Genomic DNA, 19247 nt, shown 5'->3' on the forward strand with positions numbered 1-19247 from the left:
GCCGCCACCATCTACTCGACGATCACTCGCGTGGTGTCGAACGCGACGTACCCGGTGAAGTTGTGCCCGACCGTCTCGATCGCTGTCTGCCTGGGATGCGGGTAGCACCAGGCGGCGTCGATGTACTCGTCGTGCGAGGTCTTCACGCTGTAGTAGCGAGCTCGTCCCTTCCACGGGCACACAGAAGGCGTCGAGCTGTCCTTCAAGGTGCCGATGGTGAGCGACTCGGGAGGGAAGTAGCGGTTCCCTTCGATCGAGATGATGTGCTGGGGGTCCGCGTCGGCGAGGAGAACGCCGTCGATCGTCGCGCGCACTGTCGTCCTTCCGGTAGAGGCCTGCACAGACTTTGTGTCCGTCCGGGTGCCCTTCTTACCCGCGACGCCGCTACTTGACGGTGTCGTCGTAAAAGCTGTTGATCTCGTCAACGATCTCTTGCAGGCAGTCCTCCAGCGCGAAGTGGCCGGAATCGAGGCGAATGAGCTTCGCGTCGGGAAGGTCACGCAGATACGCCTCTCCGCCGGCCGGGGTGAAGAAGAAGTCACCCTGGCCCCAGAGGATCAGCGTCTTGGGCTGGTCGCGGCGTAGTCGGCGCTGCCAGTCCGGGTACTTCGCGGCGTTCGTGCGGTAGTCGTACAAGAGGTCCAGTTGCACCGCGTGTGCTCGCGGTCGGGTCAGGAAGTGCAGATCGAGGTTCCAGTTGTCCGGGCTGATCTTCGCCGGGTCGGGATGACCCGTGAGGTAGATCGCCTTCACCGTTTCCGGTTCGAGCAACGCCTCGAGCGGCGCTTCGGTCCGGGCATTGCGATCGCTCCAGAAGGCCCGGCGCATCGTGTCCCAGACAGGCGTAAAGCCTTCCTCGTAGCTGTTGGCGTTCTGGATGACCTGCCACTGCAGCCAGTCGGGATGAAGTGAGATCAGCCGGTTCCCGATCGGGCCGCCGTGGGCCTGGAGGTACAAACCCATCGGCCCGGTGAAGCCGATCGCGAGCAGTGTCTCGTCGACGATCTCCGCGAGACTGTCGAAGGTGTAGTCCCAGCCGGCCGGATCCGGAATCTCGGAATTCCCGAAACCGGGGTAGTCGAGCGCGAGCAGATGGAACCTGTCGGCAAGCGCCGGCAACAGGTTCCGGAACTGGTGCGACGACGAAACCGATCCGCCGAGCAGCAGGAGCTTCGGTGCTCCGGGCTTCCCCGCTTCACGGTAGAAGATCTCCAATCCGCCGGCGGACACGATCCGAAAACTCGTCATGGACACTCCATACTCATTCCGCAGGGCTGTGACCGAGCGCCGTACGACGGCGGTGTCGTAGCGACCAGCTGATCGATCAGGCGTTCGCGCTCTCGGAGGTTGGCCTCGGCAACTGAAGGCGGCCTCACCCGTCACTTCGGTCCTGTGGCTCAGTCGGCCTCGTCCAGCCCGAACGGCTCGTCGTCCACGACATGAATCGCGGCTTCCTCGGCGCTCGCCGCACCCCCGTCGACCCCGACGTCGGTCGCGATGAGCTCTTCGTCGAGATCGAGAGATGATCCTTCGTCGGGAGCGACGAGGCGGCCGGCGCGGCTGCGGCCGACCTGCGGACCATCGACGTACTCCGGCGGTACGGCGTACGGATCGATGTCCGGCTCCTCCTGTGCCAGGCGCTGTTCGAAGGTCTCACCCTGCAATGCCTCCGTCGCGGTGGTACCGAAGCCTTCGCCGGCCGACCACCTCTCCGGCGGTGAGTAGCCTTCGTCGAGAAGGTCGGCGACCCCTCGCTCATCGAGCGTGTCGGAGAACTGAAGCTGGTCCTCGTCGTCCACGCTGTAGGTGCCGTAGTACTCGCGGCTGACCTCGCTCACGCGCCCTCCTGTCAACGGGCCGGCTGCGTGCCGGCTTCTCAGGAGAGTTGGTGTCGGCTCAGCACGGAGGCTTACTTTTCGCAGACGATCAACGTGAGCCCGCCCGATCTCGGCTCCGAGGTACGCTACTCGAATGGCGGACTGCTCGCCGACGTTCGTCGGACGGCTCTGGGAAGTCGGTTGCCGCAGGCCCATGACCTGGCCGGCTGACTGCACTCCGCCGAGCGTGTCCACGAACCGGCAGCAATCGTCGCGCCGCCCCGATAGGCTCTTTGCGTGCCCGAGACAGTGAACGACGTCGACCGCCGCTTGACCGCGCGCGGCGCGGCCACGAGAGCGCGGATCGTCGCGTCCGCCGATGAGCTGATGTCGCTCAAGGGCACCGCCGCGACCACGCTCGACGAGGTGATAGCGGCCAGTGGGACCAGCAAGTCACAGCTCTACCGGCATTTCGCCGACAAGAGCGCCTTGGTCCAGGCAGTGATCGAACTGCGGGGCAGCCGAGTGCTCGAGCGGGAGGAGCAGTACCTGCGCAGGGTCGACTCGTTCAGCGGTCTCGAGCGCTGGTGCAGAGCGATTCTCCAACGCGTGACAGTACGCCGCGGCGCGCTGGGCTGCGAGTTGGGAGCCCTGTCGACCGAACTCTCCGATCACGACGAAGCCGCGCGCATCGATCTCGACGCGCACCTGACCAACTGGATCTCCCTGCTGGCCGCTGCGCTCGAGCGGATGAAGGCCAACAACACGCTGTCTCGGGAGGCTGATTCCCAGCGGCTGGCAACCGGGATCATGGCCGCGATTCAGGGCGGTTACGTTCTCGCCCAAGCGGCCCGGGATCCCGGCCCGATGCAGATCGCGCTCGAGCTGGCGATGGACTCGGTCCGCGCGCATGCGAAGTCGCCTGGTGAGTAGGTAAGAAGCGGGTCCGGTACGCGCTCCAACAATCATGTGGTCAGGGGCGAATCCGGGAAGACCGTTCGATGGCCGAGTCGCCTTGGTGACCGGAGCGGGTGGTCAGCTCGAGCGGGCGATTGCCGAGCAGTTGGCTGCCGCCGGTGCCGCGGTCGCGGTCGTCGCCAGGTCGGCGGCTCGGGTGGACGCCACGGTGGCAGCCATTCGCGCAGCCGGTGGTGAGGCCGACGGGTTCACCGCCGACCTGGCTGACCTCGAGGCCGTTCCAGAAGTCGTGCAGGGTGTCGAGCGGGTGTTCGGCGAGGTCGATGTCCTGGTCAGCCACGCTGTCACAGTGGCGCCGCTGGGCGGCGTCAGCACACTGGAGCCGGCGGCTGTACTTCGTTCGCTGACCGTCAATGTCGCCAGCGTGGTGGTTCTCGCCGGTGCGGTCATCCCGCCGATGCTTCATCAGCGGTGGGGCCGGATCGTCAACGTGTGCGCGGCGGTCGGCAACCTGGTTTCCTGGCCCGGCGGCAACATCTACGCGGCGTGCGTGGCTGCGTCGGAAGCGCACACCGTCAACCTGGCCGAGGAACTCTCCGGCACCGGGATCACGGTCAATGCTCTCCGAGCGCACAGAGCGGGTACGGCTCTGCAGACCTGGCTCGCCGGCGTGGATCCCGAGGCAGTCGACGATCCCTTGATCCGGCGATTCGTTCTCGACGTCACCGGCCTCGGGGTGGCCGGCCCGGACCGGTCTGCCGTAGGTCTCGTCGATCGTCTGATCTCGACACAGACGGGTCGTATCTGGGCCGACCTGAGCTGATGAACCCAGCGCTGCGGGTCGGTGGAGCTAGAGCCAGCCGGAGCGCCGGAAGGTCGCGTAGAGGGCAGCGCATCCGGCGACGATGAGGCCGAGGATCATGAAGTAGCCGTAGCGCCAATGGAGCTCGGGCATGTTGTCGAAGTTCATCCCGTAGATCGCGCACACCACGGTCGGGCCGGCGGCGATTGCGATCCAGGCGGAGATCCGGCGCATGTCGTCGTTCTGCTGAACCGAAACCCGCGCAACATGCGCATCCAGCGCGGAGCCCAGGAGCTTGTCGAGAGTGTCGGTCTGTTCACACACTCTGGCGACGTGGCCGGCGACGTTGCGGAAGTACACCGCGGCTTCCGAGTCGACGTGCAGGAGGTCGGCGCGTGCGAACTGCTCGATCGGTTCGCGCAAAGGGACTACGGCCCGGCGCATCTCCAGCACCTCCCGCTTCAGCATGTAGATGCGTTCGGCCTCGCTCGTGCACCTGACGCCGAAGACCGCCGCCTCGATCGCGTCGACGTCAGCCTCGATGGACGTGCTCGCAGATGCGTAGGTGTCCACGACCGCATCGCAGATGGCCCAAAGAACGGCCGCTGGTCCGTGTGACAGCGCCAGTGGCATCTCGTCGAGCGTCGCGAGCGTCCGCTCCAGGTCGCTTCGGTCGCCGTGCCAAACGGTCACCACGTAGTCATGGCCGAGAAAGACGCTGACCTGCCCGGTGCTGACCGCCTGAACATCGTCGAGGTAGTGCACCGTGCACAACACGACGGCCAGGGCGTCGCCGTACCGTTCGACCTTGGGTCGTTGATGCGATGCCTGCGCGTCTTCGACCGCCAGATCGTGCAAGCCGAACAGCCGCTGGGCGTTGCACAACTCCGCGTCAGACGGCTCGTGAAGATCGATCCAGGCGAACGCGGCATCTGATGTCGTCCGGTCTCTGGCAACGGCTTCGAGCTCATCGGGTTGCCGTTGGCCGTCGGCGTACAGCTCGCTGTGCACGATCATCGCTTGGTCCACGCCTGCATCGCAGTCGCCATGTCAGCCCCCTCGTTTGGCGAACGACTGCGGCGGGCCGAAGAGAACGCCGTACTCGGGATTCCTCTTGACGAAGTGGCGCACGACGGCGCAGTAGTTCGACACAGTGAGCGATTTCGTGCGCAGGTCGTCGAGGGCGTGCCGGATGAGCACCCAGGAGAATCCCTGTCCGCGGTAGGTCTGGTCGATGACGGTGTGCGTGATCGACAGGTGCGAGCCGATCAAGTGATAGACGAGGATGCCGGCTCGCTGTCCGTCGACGAGGAGTTCGTAGTACTCGTCGTCCGCGTGGTGGGTCACTGTGACTGCGGGCTTCTCAGATGCGCCGGCGCCGACCGCTTGAACAGCTGCGTGTGAGGCCGCCTTGTCAGCAACCGCGGAGTCTGTGCCGTCGATGGTCAGGAGGTCGGCCAACGGAGCCGTCCAGCCTGCGCCGAAGGCCTCAGTGGGAAGACTGGCGTGCCAGGTGAGGCCCGACCCGGCCTGATTGCGAAAATGGAGAGTGACGTGCCAGATGCCTTCGGTGTCGTCGAACCCGCCGGCTGTCCGTAGCTGCACACGCACACTGGCTGGAAGCGAGTTGAGCATCAGTGGGTGTGTTCGCAGCGGCAGGATCACCTGGTTGTCCACTGGCCGCATGCCCTCCAAATCGTCCGTCTCTGTACTGCTCCAGGCGACGACCACGACTTCCGTGTCGGTGTCGCCGAAGAGGCCCGCGGTGATGCTGAAGTCGATCGGCTGATCGAACGCGGCGGCCTGCCCGGCGGAACCGGCCGCTGTCAGCTCGCCGCCGACGAGGTAGAAGCCAGTACCGTCGGGCCGACGGGCGTGTTCAGTCATTGCCATCTCCTGTTGCCGGTCACTTGTTGCCGGTCTCCCAATCCACCGTGACACCGGGGGCGGCGGTGCCTGATCACGATCCGAGAGTGGACTATATCGTCCATTAAAGAGCATAATCTATCGGCGGGTGGTGCGGCAGCTGCAGCCGAGTGGACCAGATCGACCTCTTCGGCCAGCTGATTTCGATCGACAGGATGGTGACAATGGCGGTGATCACCGACAGCGACCGGCTGGTCGTCCGGGAGTGGACCGAGGCCGACGCAGGCGACGCCTTGGGGATCTTCGGGTCCATCGAAGTGGCGCGCTGGCTGGCGCCCGCGATGGGCCAGGTACCGAACAAGGCGACCATGCGCCTGGTGCTGCGCGCCTGGATCGACGCAGGCAAGAGCCTCGTACCGCCAGCCGGGCGCTGGGCTGTGGTGAACAAGGCGGACGGCGAGGTGATTGGCGGTCTGGTACTCAGCTTGCTGCCGCCGTACGAGGAAGACTTCGAGATCGGCTGGCAACTCAAACCCGCGGCGTGGGGACACGGATTCGCGACGGAGGCGAGCCACGCCCTGATGCGATGGGCCTTCGCGACCGGCACGATCGACGAGTTGTACGCGGTCGCTCGACCTCAGAACCTTCGCGCCTGCGCCACCGCGCGCCGACTCGGCATGGAGTGGGTCGGCGAGACCGAGAAGTACTACGGCCTGGCCATGCAGGTCTATCGCATCCGAGCAGCCGAACTCGACGCTGCTCCGCTCTCGAGAGTGAGCAATTCGTGAACGTCAGCATGCGCGAGCGTCCGGGTGTTCAGGTCGTCTGGTGAGCACGGCCCCGGCAGCCTCAGTCGGTCGACTGCTGCTGTGCCGCCTCGGCGGTGGCGCGATCGGGGTAGCCGGGGTGCCGCGTGTCGATCAGATCGGCGTACGTCGACGTACGCGAGAGAAACTCCGCCACAAAGGGACAGATAGCGGTGATCGTGCCCTCGCGGGTGCGGATCTCGTCGAGTACTCGCCGCACCATCGCGCCTGCGACGCCCTGGTGTTGATGACTCGGCTCGACTTCGGTGTGTCGTAGGGCGTACCGGTTGGGTCTCAGGCGCGTGTAGTAGAGCCAGCCGACAAGGTCTTCGTCGCGATGGAGTTCGAAGCGACCTTGATCGGTGTTGTCGACCAGCTCCTCGGCTGCCGACCCGTGTTCTTCCTTGCTCATCGAATCTCCTCCAGTGGGTGAGTGTCGATCCGTTCGCGGCGTCTTACCGACGGCGTGATCAGGGACTGGTACGCCGGCGGAGAATCTCGTTGCCCTGCGCATCGATCCGACCCAGTGTGCGGGGCCCGCCGGACAAGTTCACCGGCCTCGGTAAGACCGCGCGGCCTGTCGACACTGACTATTCGGGCGATGACGCCGGGCACCGTCCGACCCGTCGGCGATCTCGTTGGTCAGAAGCGTAACGGCATCTGGGGCTGCGTAGCAGCCGGTGCGATCGCTGCGGGCACCTGAGCCCCGCGCGCGGCTTCTGGTCGCGACACCACAGACAAGCTCGATTTGAAGGGAAGTACGTGATGACCGGGAACTTCGACGGACGCAAACTTGTAGTGATCGGCGGAAGCAGCGGCATGGGCCGTCAGACTGCCGCGGACATCGTCGGGCTGGGCGCCAGCGCCGTGATCGTCGGCCGCAACCAGGCCAAGGTGGACGAGACTGTCGCTGAGCTCGGTGAAGGCAGGGCGTGGGGAATCACCGCGGACCTGGCCGACCGGAACCAGGTCGAAGAGGTCCAGAAGCGTCTCGCGGCGGATCATTCGGACGCGACCCTGCTGGTGAACGCGGCCGGGTTCTTCATCCCGAGGGGATTTCTCGACTACCAAGGCGCGGACTACGACGCCTACCTCGAACTCAGCCGCGCGATCTTCTTCCTGACCCAGACCGTGGTCCGGGGCATGAAGGAGGCAGGACACGGTGGTGCGATCGTCAACATCGGCTCGATGTGGGCGCACCAGGCAATCGCGGCAACTCCCGCGACTGGATACTCGATGGCGAAGGCGGGGCTGCACGCCTTGACGCACAACCTGGCGATGGAGCTCGCAGGCGACGGCATCCGGGTGAACGCAGTTGCGCCCGCGGTGGTGGCCACGCCGCTCTACGAGGGCTTCATCCCGAAGGACCAGCTCGAGCAAGCGATCCAGGAGTTCAACCCGTTCCATCCGCTGGGCCGGGTGGGCACCGCCGGCGACATCGCGTCGGCGATCACCTTCCTGCTGTCCGAGCAAGCGAGCTGGATCACCGGCGCGATCCTGAACGTGGACGGCGGAGTGATGGCCGGGCGCAGCTGATCAGGAACCGTCCGGACCGAGTCGCCGCGGGCGCAAGGTAAGAGTCGCGCGCCGCGGCGACACCAGGAAAGTGCGCTGCGAAATCCCGAACCCGTAAGGGGGCCTGCGCTGTGAAGATCCTCCTGGACGACCAGGCAGCACGGATCAGAATCGTCGAGAACCCTGAGCTCGGCTACTACGAGCTGCGGCTCGATCAGGAGATTGCCGGCACTCTCGACTATCGAGATGTGGACGATCGACGGGTCTTCGGACTCACTGAGATTCGATCGGACCTTCGCGGTCGGGGACTCGCAACGCTCCTGATCCGGACCGTATTCGATGACCTGGACACACGCGGCGCGCAGGTCACCAACTACTGCCCGGCCATCGACCGCTACCTCAGGAAGCATCCGGAGCATCGTCGCCTGATCGACTCCGTACAACCAGGGATGTCCGACCGGAACGCGTTGGCGCGAGCCGGGACCTCGGACTCACGTCTCGACGCGGCGCTGCGCTCCGAACATGCGCGGCTGCACGACCTGGCCGCGGTGCCGCGGAGCAACCTGTCTGCTCCGCATCACCGTCGGCACGGCGCGGACATGTTCACGGCGTACGCCGCTCAGCACCTCGCCGCATCGGCCGAGGTGCTGTTGCACCAGGCAAGGAACTGGCCGTCGGACGAGGTCTCAGGGTATCTGGGCAACCTGAGAAGGCTCGAGCAGTCACTGCGTGTCCTGAAAGGCCGTCAGTACGGCGACAAGCGCTATCTGGACCTAGGACACGACGAGGTGTGGGCCGTGATCGATCGGCTGCTCGCGGAACACGAGCAACTCGAGAGCATGGTCGCCGTCCGAATCGCGGCGGACTCCGATCGGGATGCACTCGCCGTCCTCGCCGAGGACCTGCTGACCTCACAGGACAACTCACCGACGCGTACGCATCCCAACTCGCCACACGTCGGCGTTCCGGGCCGAATCGCCCGCCGAATGTGGCGCTTCGCCGACAGCACCGCGGACGACCTCGAAGGCCGGGTCGTTCCGGCACGCTATCGGCGGCACCCCAAGCACGACTCTGCGTTCTCCCACTACCTGCGCGGCAGCCAGATCGATGACGAGGCGGCAGATGAGCGGCTGTAGGCCTATGACGGCGTCGGTGCGCAGCTAGCCGCGATCAGCGATCGTCACGTTTGCCACGAGGCCATGCCAAATGTTTGCTCTCCGCGGCAGAGCGAGAGACAACGCACTCTCGCTGGCAGTGGTGCAAGGCAGAAGGTGGCGATCACATACCGGGCCGGCTTCATCGATCTTGCCGATATCGCCGTCAGTCGCGGCGATCTTGTAACCGACCAGGTCGGCACCCTCGACATATCCGGTGTCCTCCCGATACCTCCACGCGTCGAACGACTCATATGGCGTAGTGGCGATAGCTTTTACTGGCGGTGCGTTGCTATTGGATGCCGTTGTCAGTGAAGTGCTCCCAAGGTCGGGGCCTCGGCGGCAGCGAGTAGATCGGGGGCGTGCCGACTGCTTGGGAAGACTTCAGGCGAGTTCGAATAGCCTTGTTGGCAAGGCGTTTGCGGAATTCTTGCTGTGAGGATGGTGGAGTGCTCGGCGACGGGGGGGGCGAGTGCCTTCTCTAGTCGAGGGTGGCGTTGGGGGTGACGAAGACGATCTTGCCGTTGATCGGGGCGGTGGCGGCTTCGGTGTGCACCTGTGCCAGTCCGGCCAGCGGCACTCGCCGGGTCGGGCCGAGGTGCAGCTTGCCGGCGTCGAGGAGGGTCACCAGTTGGGCGAGCTGTTCGGCATCGGGGCGGAAGAAAAGATTGATTCCCCGTACGCCGCGGGCCTCGTCGGACGCAGCGGGCATCCACACGGTGGTGTTGACCAGAACGCCGCCGTCGCGGATCACGGCGGCCAGGGCGGCCATCTGCTCCGGGGCGAGCGGGGCGAAATTGAGCACGACGTCGACCGGCTCGGACAGCTCCGGGATCCCGGGACCGTGGATCTCGTCGGCGCCGGCCAGCTTCGCCTGCTCGGAGCTGTGCGGGCCGGTGGTGGCGATCACGTATGCGCCGGTGTTCTTGGCCAGCTGCACCGCGTAGCCACCGACGACGCCGCCCGCGCCGTTGACCAGCACCCGCTGGCCGGTGGTCAGCTTCGCGTGGTCGAACAGCGCCTGCCACGCGGTGAGGCCGACGAGCGGTAGTCCGGCGGCGTCCACCAGCGGGACGCTCGTGGGGGCCGCCGTCAGAAGCTGGGCGGGAGCGACGACGTACTCCGCGGCCGCGCCGGTGCTGGTCAGCGGCAGGGCGCCGATCACCCGGTCCCCGATGTCGAAGCCGGTCACGTCCTCGCCGAGCGCGTCGACCGTGCCCGCGATGTCGAGGCCGGGGGTGTGCGGCAGCCGGATCGGGATGGGGCCCTGCATGACACCGGCGCGGATGTTGCCCTCGACCGGGTTGAACGACGTCGCCGCCACCCGGATCCGGATCTCGCCGACGTCGGGCGCCGGCTGGTCCACGTCTTCGTAGCGCAGGACCTCGGGGGTGCCGTACTCGTGGAAACGTACTGCCTTCATGACGGGCCTCGTCTTTCTGATGTCGTCGTGCTTCGATTCCGAAGCATTTTTGGCATGGCAAGCTCCGAAACCGAAGCAAGTGGGGTTTGGCGGTGACAGCCGGCTCAGCCGGGATTGCTGCCGGCCGGTAGCTGCTCAACGATGAATTCGAGGACCGGGCTTGCTCGGTGAACGGGTCGGCCGGGTGCCACTCCGTCATGGCGCTGCTGGAGAGAGTGCGCCACTGTTTCCCGATCCACGGTGCTCACCGCCTTCCCGGTTCGACCACTCAAGCGTGGCGCAGAACGGGAAGCGGGTGAATGCTCTCGTCATCCACGGTATGACAGACCATGGATAAGGGAGTCACGCCTCGTCCCCGGCCAGGGTGACCAGTCGCCGGAGCTTCGCCTCACTCGGTGATCCGGGTTCGGCCATGAAGACCAGCAGATCCTGGCCCTCGTCGGGATCCACCAGCCGCCGGCTGTACAACTCCAACTCGCCCAGTTCCGGGTGCCGGTAGCGTTTGAGCTCGTGGTGATGGGTGACGTCCACCTCGTGCCGTCGCCAGACCTCGGCGAACTCGGGGCTGATCGCCAGCAGGGCATCGACGATCTCTCCTGCGGTGCCCGCCGGATCGGTCGTGTACGCCGCCCGCAGGTCCACGGTGAAGACCCGGCCGCGTACGACATGGTCCTCGGGTGGATAGATGGCTCGCTGGGCCGGGTCGGTGAACCAGCGATAGGCCAGGTAGCGCGACAGGCCGTCGAAACGGGTGTAGTCACCGAACAGGGCCACCGCCGCAGGGTTCTGCAGCAATGCCTCGCCGAACCGGGAGAACACGATCGCGGGCGTGTCCGAGAGCTGCTCTGCGATGGTCCTGATGGCCAGGCTGACCCGGTCGTCCGGCGGGGTACGCCGTGGAGCCGCGTGCCCGCCGAGGGCGAACAGGTGCTCCCGCTCACTCGGGCTGAGCCGCAAGGCCCGGGCCACTGCGGCCAGCATCTGCTCGGACGGCATCGGTCCACGCTTCTGCTCGAGTCGGCTGTAGTAGTCGGCCGACATGCCGGCCAGCACCGCGACCTCCTCGCGCCGCAGCCCACCGGTACGACGCCGGGCGCCTCGCGGCAGTCCCACCTCCTCCGGCTGCAGTGCTTCCCGGCGAGCTCGGAGAAAGTCCGCCAGCAACGCACGATCCATCGCTCCGGCCCGCCTCAGCCGGTCCGGTTGCGCCGCGCGCGAGGCTTGGCGGAACGAGGGGGAGCGGCGCGCATGTGGTCACGGGCCCGGCCCAGAACCTTGTGGAGGACGATGACGTCGTCGCTGGTCAACTGTTCGAACAACAGCTGCCGGACGCGGTCGACATGGCCCGGGAGCACCTGGGCGACCAGGTCACGGCCGGCGTCCGTGACCGCCACCATGACACTGCGCTCGTCGTCCGGGGACGGCGAACGGGTGATCAGGCCACGCTGGTCCAGCAAGCGCGCCTGATAGGTCAGCCCGCTCCGGCTGTACACGACGCCGTCGGCCAGATCGGTCATCCGCAGCTTGCCCCCGGGCGCGTCGACGAGCCGGGCGAGGACCTGAAACTGCACGTAGCTGAGGTCTCCGTCGATGCGCAGGTGCTCCGCCACGGCGTACTGAAGAAGGCTGCTGACCTCCGCCAGAGCGAAGTACGCACCAAGCTGCTTCTCGCTCAGGCCTGGCGAGGCTTTCCTCATCCCGCGATCGTACCTGCTTTGAATTCGAAGTTATCCACACGAAAGCGTCCCGCCCACCGCCGGCCGCACCTTTATGCCTCCGCAGGATTCTGATCTTGCGTCTGCGCCCAGGTGTTCGCCCATTCGTTGAGCGGTTGGAGGGCGTGACTGAGCGCTTCCCCCAGGGGAGTGAGCTCGTAGCCGTCGGTTGAGGGGGCGATGATCCCGCCGGCCGTGAGTTCGCGAAGCCGCTGGTAGAGGACGCTGGACGACATTCCTTCACACTGGGCCAGCAGCGCGCGGGCGCCGAGCGGCCCTGTCCGCAGCTCCCAGAGAATGCGCAGCGCCCACCGGCGGCCGAAGAGGTCCATCGCGGCCATGATCGGAAGGCCGGTCGTCGAGCCACGAACCGGTCTTCCTGGGCGCGGTGTCGGCATGACCCTCCTTGCGTTTCGTTATTCGAAACACTAGCATCTCTACGTGTTTCGAATTCCGAAACAACCTCGACGGGAGGCGCCGATGACGCGAATCGCCCTGCTGGAACCGCCGTACGCCGACCAGGCGGGCGCGCTGCTCGGGCGCATGATGCCCGGCGACGTACCGCCGATCGGGCTGTTCCGGATGTTCGCCAGAAACCTCCCGATGGCCGGCGCCATGCACGGATGGGGGCGCTATGAGCTGGGCCGACAGCTGACCCTGACCATGCGGGAGCGCGAGATCGCCATCGACCGGACGTGCGCGCTGTGCGGCTGCGAGTACGAGTGGGGCGTGCATATGCTGACGTACGCCGAACGCGTCGGGCTCGACCGCGAGCAGGCGGCATCCCTGGTGCACGGCGGACCCGCTGACGAGTGCTGGACGTCCGAGCGGGAACGGCTGCTCATCCTCGCCGTCGACGCGCTGCACGAGCGTTCCGACATCGACGACGCGCTGTGGACACGGCTCGTGCCGGTCTTCGACGAGCTTCAGTTGCTCGATCTGCTTCTGCTGTGCGGGTGGTACCACGCCATCAGCTTCGCCGCGCGTGCGGCTCGTCTGCCGCCCGAGCCCGGCGCGCCTCGCTTCGACGACTTCCTTCCCGCCGCCACCACCACCAATCGGTGAGAACCGAGACCAACCCGTAAGTCAGATGCACTCATTCCAACACTGGAGGTTCCATGCCCAAGGGCTACTGGGTCAGCGTCTACCGCACCATTTCAGACCCTGACAAGCTGGCTGCTTACAACGAGTTGGCCCGTCCGGCCGTCCAGGCCTTCGGCGGGCGGACCATCGTCCGTGGCGGTCGGGTCGTGGCACATGACGCCGGAATCGCCGAGCGCACCATCGTGGTCGAGTTCGACAGCTTCGACCAGGCCGTCGCGGCCCGCGAGAGTGCGGCCTACCACGAGGCGCTGGTCGCCCTCTCGGACGGCGTCGAGCGCGACTTCCGCATCGTCGAAGGCATCGACTGACCAAGGCCCAGCCGAGTGCTTGCGGTGTCCGCGGTTGCTGCCCTGGCGTTGATCGTCTGGTGGCGGCAGCGGGAAGCGGACGGCAGTACGCCGTCGAAGCGTTCGTATCTCAGGATCGGCGATTCCGGGGCAAAGGCCGGCTGGAGCGGCTGGGCGCGGAGATGACCGTGTGATCGCAGCGTGAAGGTCCGCTGCGGCGGATGACAGAAAGATGACAGTGCCTTTAGGAAACTCCTCTGACCCTCCTACCAGCCGCAGTGTTGCGCTCGACAACCGTCGCGTGGGGTGACGCACGCGAGTCGGGGTAAGAGGGGGAGGGGTCGTGACACATCAGTTGACATCCATGGGGCGTTCACTGCGGGCGCTGGTCGTCGTGAGCTTGCTGGCAGCAGTCCTGTCCGCAGCACAGCTGGCCGGTACTGCGAGACCCGCTGCGGCGGCCGGTCCGGGCAGCCTCACGCTGCACGTGGCCAGCGCGCGTTCGGTGAACTCAGGACCGGGCTTCGTTCACGAGAACGACCCGGTCACGCAGTACAAGTGGCTGATCAACGTCGATGACACGGGCAATCCCGGCACGGCGGCGAACCAGCTCACCGACCGCTGTCTGCCGAGCACCGCGCCCGGCGGATCCAGCGATCCGGACTACGCCGACACCTGTCCCTGGCCGTCCACCCGGAACACCTCCGGCTTCGCGCCGATCGTTGCCCAGGGCACCGAGGCGGATCTGAACGACACCAAGGCGCTGGACAACCTGCCGGCCGGCAAGTACCTGATCTCGGTGACCGCCGACGGCTTCAAGATCGACGGCCAGCACTTCACCGTCAGCTCGGGCGCGACCACCCACACCGTGGTCCGGATGAACCCGACCCCGCTGCCTCTCACCACGCTGCGGATCCAGGTCTTCAACGACAATCTGCCGGTCGACGGAACCTACGAGATGGACGCCGAGCAAGGGCTCGCCGGGTTCAGTGCGAACCTTACCGACGTGCTCGGTCTGGTCAGCACGGACTACTACGGCAACGCGCTCTGCACGGTCTACCGGCACCAGAACGCCAATGGCACCGGGCCGATGCTGTTCGACGCGAACAACAGGCCGATCGTCGACACGACGCGTTCGACCGGTAAGTGCACCAGCGACTCGACCGGCCAGATCGTGATCCCGAACATGGGTCCGAACCGGTACGCCGCGACGGTCACGCCACCGGCGCCGGCCCCCGGCCAGACCTACCAGTGGGTGCAGACCACCACCCTCGAAGGCGGCCACGACCACGACATCTGGCAGCAGGAAGGTGAGACCGGCTACGACACCGAGCAGGTTCGCGGCCGCGAACTGGTGCCCGCGGTCCAGTTCGGTTTCGTCCGCACCCGGGGGCTCCCGCCCCACCGCGCTCCGCTGCCGACCGGCGAGATCAAGGGCGTAGTGATCGCCGGACTGCCCTACATCGGCGGTCAGAACGGTCAGGTCGTGCCGGAGACAGGGTTCGCCGGCGCCAAGTCCGACGGGCCGATCGTCAATCCGTGGGTCGCGTTGTCCGATCTCGACGCCGGCGATGCCGCCGTGTACGTCGGACGGGGCGCGGCGGACGGCAGCTTCGACATCAAGAACGTGCCGGACGGCACCTACCAGCTGACCCTGTGGGACGACGACCAGGACTACATCCTGTGGAGCTTCAACGTCGAGGTGCACAACGGAGATGTGACGGATGTCGGCAACGAGATGCTGGTCGGCTGGTTCAGTCACGTGCACGGCAAGGTCTTCATCGATGCCAACGGCAACGGTAAGCAGGACACCGGCGAGCGGGCCGTGCCCAGCTTCGCCCTGACCGTCCGTGAACGCGACAACTCGCTGATGGACCAGTACACGAACACGGCCACAACCGATGTCAACGGCAACTACGACATCAGGGAGACCTATCCGCTCGGCAAGTGGCTGGTACTGGAAGCCTTCAACACCCGCTACAAGACCACCGGCATCACCTACAAGGGCGCGAACGAGACCAAGGCGACCACCCAGCTGGGCAGCCTGGTCGACCTCAACTTCCTGCCGATCATCGGCCTCAGCGGCCAGATCGACTGGGGTGTGCAGCCCTACGATCCCGGTACCAACGGCGGCATCGTCGGTACGGTCACCTACGACGTCACCCGCAACGAACTCGACCCGGCGATGGCGGCGACCGAGCCGTACCAGCCCGGCATCCCCGACGTACCGGTGAAGCTCTACGTGCCGCTGGCCTGTACCGACACCACGCCGGCAGAGCTCTGCCGGCAGGGGTACCAGACCGAGCCGAAGCAGGTCTCGGACGGCAACGGCGGGATGACGGACAACCCGCGGTACGGGGCGTTCGTCAAGGGACCGGAGGTGCAGGACTCCTACACCTCGGAGAAGTGGCAACCGCCACGAGGATGCACCGCGCGCCAGTACAACAACACGCCGCTCACCGACCAGCAGGCGTTGCCCGCTTTCGGCACCGCCGCGAACGCGATGTGCGTCGAGGCGCCGATGATGGGGCTCGCCGTCGGAGCCAGTGACAGCCAGGGCGGCAGCCAGACGGTGAACGGCAACTACGGGTTCGCGACCTCGAAGATCAACCTCTATCCGCCCACCGACACGGTGCACAACCCGGACGGGCTGGCGATGTACGCGCCGTTGCCGGCCGGGACCGAGCAGGATCTGCCGGCCCGCGACTACATCGTGTCGGTCGACATTCCGAACGACCCGGTCGACGGCAAGCCGATGTACCAGGTCACCAAGGAAGAGGATGTCAACGTCTTCGACGGTGACACCTACCTGCCGCAGGAGAACTACCCGCCGGCCACTCCGGCCGCGGCGAACGACCCTGCCGGACCGCCCGACGCCACGCCCACTCCGCCGACCCAACCGCCGTCGCAGCAGGCAGGCATCGTCTCGCCGTGTGCCGGTCCGTTGCACACCGTCGACGTCACCAACGAGAACTTCAACGCCGGCGGCGGCAGCCCGTACCAGGGCTACGAGCGGCCCTCCTGTGCCGACAAGCTGGTGGGGTTGCGCGCCAACCAGGCGACGGCGCCGAACTTCAGCCTGTTCACCGACGTGCCGATCCCGACGCACTTCTGGGGTCTGACACTGAACGACCTCGGGCTCACGCTCGACAAGCGCAGCGTCAACTACGGCGAGGCGCAGGGACTGCCCTTCGTCCCCGTCGGGCTGTACGACTGGTCCGGCCGGCTGATGGACACCGTCCACACCGACTTCAACGGCATGTACGAAGGGCTGGAGCCGTCGACCGGGACCTACAACTGTCCGGTACCGGCCGGACCCTGCCCGAACATGTACCGCTTCGTCGGCAACGATCCAGGTCAGCCAGGAGCTCTCAATCCCGACTACAACCCACGGTTCCGCACGATCGCGACCAACTTCCAGGGCTGGCCGGGCCTCTACACCGTGACGGACGAGGCACCGACCCAGGTCGCGTCGACCGTCCTGGCACCGGACACGACGACGGTCAACCCGACCTTCTGCGACCTGGGCGCCAGTACGCCGCAACTGCTGGCGGTCAGCCGTCCCTACATCCGGCGCGGTGACCCGAACCGGTCGATCACGGTCAACGGCCTGGGCTTCGGCGACCCCGGTGCTCCGGACAAGATCACGCTGAACGGCACCACCGTGGCGGTGACCAGTTGGACCGACAAGAGCATGACCTTCACCGTGCCTGCCCTGTTCCCGCTCGGGGCCGCGGAACTGGCCATCACCGGTCACAACGGTCAGCGCAGTGTCAACGGCATCACCATCCAGGTGCTGTCGGCAACCAACGCGTCGATCCCCGGCACCGATCCGAACAATCCACAGCTGACCGAGGTCGGTCCGGCCAAGACGTACAAGACGGTGCAGGCAGGTCTCGAGGCGGCCCGGCCGACCAGGGCCGTGCGCAACAATGCCGGCCAGGTGATCGTGCCGGCCAAGCCCTACCACCTGGTCGTCGTCTGGCCGAACGCGCAGACGGCCGCCAACCCGCGCGGTGACTACAACGAGAACGTCATCGTTCATCACCAGGTGAAGATCCAGGGCGTCGGCCCCGGTGGCTTCGACGCGGCGAACACCTGGGTCCCGGGCTCGATCCTGGACGGCTCGGGCTTCAACCTCGACAACCAGAACGGGATCGACTGGATCACCCGGATCAGCGGCCTGACGTACTCCGGTGACCCTGCGGTTCCCGACTCCGCGGTCGTCACGGCCCTCGACGATCCGGCACTGGCAGGCGTCACCCCGGCCAGCTGGCCGGTCACGCTCGACGGCTTCACGATCACCGGTGGCGCCCAGGCCGACATCCCCGGCAACGTCAACGTGCTCACCGGCGGCATCAAGACGCCGTATGGCGCGGCAGGTGCCCTGGTGACCCAGGGCGGCGGGGTCTACGCCCACGCGAATGTCCGCAACCTGCGGGTGACCGACAACGTGATCGTCGGCAACGGGGGCTCGTACGGCGGCGGCATCCGGATCGGTACTCCGTACGTCGGTGACAACCGCAACTACGACCCGGTCATCGCCAGGAACCAGCTCCGCGACAACGGCGGTACCAACCTGGCCGGCGGGATCGGGTTGTTCACCGGCAGCGACGGCTACCAGATCGACGCCAACGCGATCTGCGGCAACTTCTCCGCGGAGTACGGCGGCGGGATCTCCGCCTTCGGCTACATGGCGAACGCCGGCGGCAGCAACGGTGGAAGCATCACCGGCAACCGGATCTGGTTCAACTCCTCCTACGACGAGGGCGGCGGCATCATGGTCGCCGGTGAACTCCCGGCGACGCCGACGGCGCTGTCCCCCGGCAGCGGCCCGGTCAAGATCGACCGGAACACGATCCAGACCAACCTGGCCAACGACGACGGTGGCGGCATCCGGCTGCTGCAGGTCGGCGGCTCGCACATCACCCGGAACGACCCGCAACCGATCGACATCACCGACAACACCATCGCCGACAACGTCTCCGCGCACGAAGGTGGCGGCCTGGCGATGGATGACGCACCGTTCGTCAACGTGGTCAACAACACGGTGACGAAGAACCTCACCACGGCCACGGCGGTGACCAGCAACGGCGATCCGGCTCCGGCCGGCCTGTCCACCGCGGCGAACAGCGATCCGTTGCAGGCAAGGCTGCGGAACACGACGTTGTTCCCCGGCTCCCAGGCGCTCGGCAACACGACGTACAGCAAGCCGACGTTGCTCAACGACGTCTTCTGGGACAACCGGGCCGGCTCCTTCGGTGGCGGCTGGGTCTACGGCATCGGTGGTCAGCTACCCGACGGCACGGCCAACTCCGTGAACAACTGGGACATGGGTGTCGCCGACGTGCCCGGCGCGCTGTTGACGCCCACCCACTCGGTGCTGCAGGACGAGACGGGCTCCGCCCCGGATCCGTCGAACTCCACGGCCGACCCGCGGTTCGTCTCGCCGTACGAGGTGACGGTGAACGTGCTTGCGGTCCGGTCCTACCCGGCCTTCCGGCAGGCGGCGATCGTGGCGCAACTGCTGCCACCCTCGCTGATGGGTGACTTCCATGTCGCGACCGGTACGCCGACCACCCCGGCACGAGGGCTCGGCGCGGCCAGTGCGGTCGTCCGCTGGGGTACGCCGACCACGGGCTTCAGCTACACGGTTCCCGCGCCCTCGCCTGATATCGACGGTCAACCCCGGCCGACCGTCACCGGTGTCTTCCCGCTCCAGCAACGCCGGTACGACGCCGGCTCGGACCAGATGACGCCGTGATGGAGGTGGCCTGCCCGGCCCTCCGACGGGCAGGCCACACCTTCGCCGCCAGTTGACCAGTTCCACCGACTTCAGG

Annotated in this window: 18 protein-coding genes; 8 read left to right on the forward strand and 10 right to left on the reverse strand. The window is 66.5% G+C overall.

From position 1 onward, the window contains the following. Positions 1 to 11 precede the first annotated feature (11 nt). The 3 genes from EV138_RS28355 to EV138_RS28365 form a co-directional block, all read right to left on the reverse strand. Complete coding sequence (locus EV138_RS28355) at positions 12 to 314, reverse strand: DUF427 domain-containing protein (RefSeq protein WP_133982421.1); 303 nt, start codon at positions 312 to 314, stop codon at positions 12 to 14. A 70-nt stretch (positions 315 to 384) separates the two neighbouring features. Then, positions 385 to 1248: an alpha/beta fold hydrolase gene (locus tag EV138_RS28360; RefSeq protein ID WP_133982423.1), complete on the reverse strand. Its 864-nt coding sequence runs from the start codon at positions 1246 to 1248 to the stop codon at positions 385 to 387. A 149-nt stretch (positions 1249 to 1397) separates the two neighbouring features. Beyond that, positions 1398 to 1838, reverse strand: coding sequence for a DUF5709 domain-containing protein (locus EV138_RS28365; RefSeq protein WP_133982425.1), 441 nt, complete (start codon positions 1836 to 1838; stop codon positions 1398 to 1400). 276 nt (positions 1839 to 2114) lie between these two features. On the opposite strand from EV138_RS28365, the gene EV138_RS28370 reads away from it, so the two are divergent. Next, positions 2115 to 2750: a TetR/AcrR family transcriptional regulator gene (locus tag EV138_RS28370; RefSeq protein ID WP_202866980.1), complete on the forward strand. Its 636-nt coding sequence runs from the start codon at positions 2115 to 2117 to the stop codon at positions 2748 to 2750. Between the two features lie 85 nt (positions 2751 to 2835). After that, complete coding sequence (locus tag EV138_RS28375) at positions 2836 to 3558, forward strand: SDR family NAD(P)-dependent oxidoreductase (protein ID WP_166678775.1); 723 nt, start codon at positions 2836 to 2838, stop codon at positions 3556 to 3558. A 27-nt stretch (positions 3559 to 3585) separates the two neighbouring features. On the opposite strand, the gene EV138_RS28380 is transcribed toward EV138_RS28375, so the two are convergent. Further along, positions 3586 to 4566: a magnesium and cobalt transport protein CorA gene (locus EV138_RS28380; protein WP_238158478.1), complete on the reverse strand. Its 981-nt coding sequence runs from the start codon at positions 4564 to 4566 to the stop codon at positions 3586 to 3588. A gap of 21 nt (positions 4567 to 4587) precedes the next feature. Beyond that, the gene (locus EV138_RS28385; protein WP_166678776.1) at positions 4588 to 5424 is read right to left on the reverse strand and encodes a GNAT family N-acetyltransferase; all 837 of its coding nucleotides are present in this window, start codon (positions 5422 to 5424) and stop codon (positions 4588 to 4590) included. A gap of 149 nt (positions 5425 to 5573) precedes the next feature. On the opposite strand from EV138_RS28385, the gene EV138_RS28390 reads away from it, so the two are divergent. After that, positions 5574 to 6191: a GNAT family N-acetyltransferase gene (locus EV138_RS28390; RefSeq protein WP_238158479.1), complete on the forward strand. Its 618-nt coding sequence runs from the start codon at positions 5574 to 5576 to the stop codon at positions 6189 to 6191. A 61-nt stretch (positions 6192 to 6252) separates the two neighbouring features. On the opposite strand, the gene EV138_RS28395 is transcribed toward EV138_RS28390, so the two are convergent. Beyond that, a complete protein-coding gene (locus EV138_RS28395) occupies positions 6253 to 6621 on the reverse strand; it encodes a GNAT family N-acetyltransferase (protein ID WP_166678777.1) in 369 nt (122 codons plus the stop codon). A 353-nt stretch (positions 6622 to 6974) separates the two neighbouring features. Here EV138_RS28395 and EV138_RS28400 point away from each other — a divergent pair, with 353 nt between their 5' ends. Together EV138_RS28400 and EV138_RS28405 are read left to right on the forward strand one after the other, a co-directional pair. Then, positions 6975 to 7745 carry an SDR family NAD(P)-dependent oxidoreductase gene (locus tag EV138_RS28400; protein WP_133982434.1) on the forward strand — a complete coding sequence of 257 codons (771 nt, stop codon included), beginning with the start codon at positions 6975 to 6977 and terminating at the stop codon, positions 7743 to 7745. 110 nt (positions 7746 to 7855) lie between these two features. Beyond that, positions 7856 to 8860, forward strand: a complete 1005-nt coding sequence (locus EV138_RS28405) for a GNAT family N-acetyltransferase (RefSeq protein ID WP_133982436.1) — start codon at positions 7856 to 7858, stop codon at positions 8858 to 8860. Between the two features lie 499 nt (positions 8861 to 9359). Here the strand turns inward: EV138_RS28405 and EV138_RS28410 are convergent, their stop codons facing one another. From EV138_RS28410 to EV138_RS28425, 4 genes are all read right to left on the reverse strand, one after another. Beyond that, positions 9360 to 10301: an NADP-dependent oxidoreductase gene (locus EV138_RS28410; RefSeq protein ID WP_133982438.1), complete on the reverse strand. Its 942-nt coding sequence runs from the start codon at positions 10299 to 10301 to the stop codon at positions 9360 to 9362. Between the two features lie 342 nt (positions 10302 to 10643). Further along, positions 10644 to 11477, reverse strand: a complete 834-nt coding sequence (locus tag EV138_RS28415) for a helix-turn-helix transcriptional regulator (protein WP_133982440.1) — start codon at positions 11475 to 11477, stop codon at positions 10644 to 10646. Between the two features lie 14 nt (positions 11478 to 11491). Then, positions 11492 to 11998 carry a MarR family winged helix-turn-helix transcriptional regulator gene (locus tag EV138_RS28420; RefSeq protein ID WP_133982442.1) on the reverse strand — a complete coding sequence of 169 codons (507 nt, stop codon included), beginning with the start codon at positions 11996 to 11998 and terminating at the stop codon, positions 11492 to 11494. Positions 11999 to 12069: 71 nt separating this feature from the next. Then, positions 12070 to 12414: a winged helix-turn-helix transcriptional regulator gene (locus EV138_RS28425; RefSeq protein WP_202866981.1), complete on the reverse strand. Its 345-nt coding sequence runs from the start codon at positions 12412 to 12414 to the stop codon at positions 12070 to 12072. 82 nt (positions 12415 to 12496) lie between these two features. On the opposite strand from EV138_RS28425, the gene EV138_RS28430 reads away from it, so the two are divergent. The 3 genes from EV138_RS28430 to EV138_RS28440 all read left to right on the forward strand — a co-directional run bounded on the left by EV138_RS28430 (position 12497) and on the right by EV138_RS28440 (position 19171). Further along, a complete protein-coding gene (locus EV138_RS28430) occupies positions 12497 to 13081 on the forward strand; it encodes a carboxymuconolactone decarboxylase family protein (RefSeq protein ID WP_166678778.1) in 585 nt (194 codons plus the stop codon). Between the two features lie 53 nt (positions 13082 to 13134). Further along, the gene (locus EV138_RS28435; RefSeq protein WP_133982445.1) at positions 13135 to 13428 is read left to right on the forward strand and encodes a DUF1330 domain-containing protein; all 294 of its coding nucleotides are present in this window, start codon (positions 13135 to 13137) and stop codon (positions 13426 to 13428) included. A gap of 343 nt (positions 13429 to 13771) precedes the next feature. Continuing rightward, positions 13772 to 19171 (forward strand): hypothetical protein, encoded by a 5400-nt coding sequence (locus EV138_RS28440; protein ID WP_133982447.1) that lies wholly within the window; start codon positions 13772 to 13774, stop codon positions 19169 to 19171. Positions 19172 to 19247: the final 76 nt, after the last annotated feature.

Source organism: Kribbella voronezhensis, from assembly GCF_004365175.1.
GTDB lineage: Bacteria > Actinomycetota > Actinomycetes > Propionibacteriales > Kribbellaceae > Kribbella > Kribbella voronezhensis.

What these genes read in the sequence shown, in the direction of transcription:
- EV138_RS28360 (WP_133982423.1), bottom strand. Translation starts at nt 1,248, where the DNA reads ATGACGAGTTTTCGGATCGTGTCCGCCGGCGGATTGGAGATCTTCTAC.
- EV138_RS28385 (WP_166678776.1), bottom strand. Translation starts at nt 5,424, where the DNA reads ATGACTGAACACGCCCGTCGGCCCGACGGTACTGGCTTCTACCTCGTC.
- EV138_RS28395 (WP_166678777.1), bottom strand. Translation starts at nt 6,621, where the DNA reads ATGAGCAAGGAAGAACACGGGTCGGCAGCCGAGGAGCTGGTCGACAAC.
- EV138_RS28400 (WP_133982434.1), top strand. Translation starts at nt 6,975, where the DNA reads ATGACCGGGAACTTCGACGGACGCAAACTTGTAGTGATCGGCGGAAGC.
- EV138_RS28410 (WP_133982438.1), bottom strand. Translation starts at nt 10,301, where the DNA reads ATGAAGGCAGTACGTTTCCACGAGTACGGCACCCCCGAGGTCCTGCGC.
- EV138_RS28415 (WP_133982440.1), bottom strand. Translation starts at nt 11,477, where the DNA reads ATGGATCGTGCGTTGCTGGCGGACTTTCTCCGAGCTCGCCGGGAAGCA.
- EV138_RS28420 (WP_133982442.1), bottom strand. Translation starts at nt 11,998, where the DNA reads ATGAGGAAAGCCTCGCCAGGCCTGAGCGAGAAGCAGCTTGGTGCGTAC.
- EV138_RS28425 (WP_202866981.1), bottom strand. Translation starts at nt 12,414, where the DNA reads ATGCCGACACCGCGCCCAGGAAGACCGGTTCGTGGCTCGACGACCGGC.
- EV138_RS28430 (WP_166678778.1), top strand. Translation starts at nt 12,497, where the DNA reads ATGACGCGAATCGCCCTGCTGGAACCGCCGTACGCCGACCAGGCGGGC.
- EV138_RS28435 (WP_133982445.1), top strand. Translation starts at nt 13,135, where the DNA reads ATGCCCAAGGGCTACTGGGTCAGCGTCTACCGCACCATTTCAGACCCT.
- EV138_RS28440 (WP_133982447.1), top strand. Translation starts at nt 13,772, where the DNA reads ATGGGGCGTTCACTGCGGGCGCTGGTCGTCGTGAGCTTGCTGGCAGCA.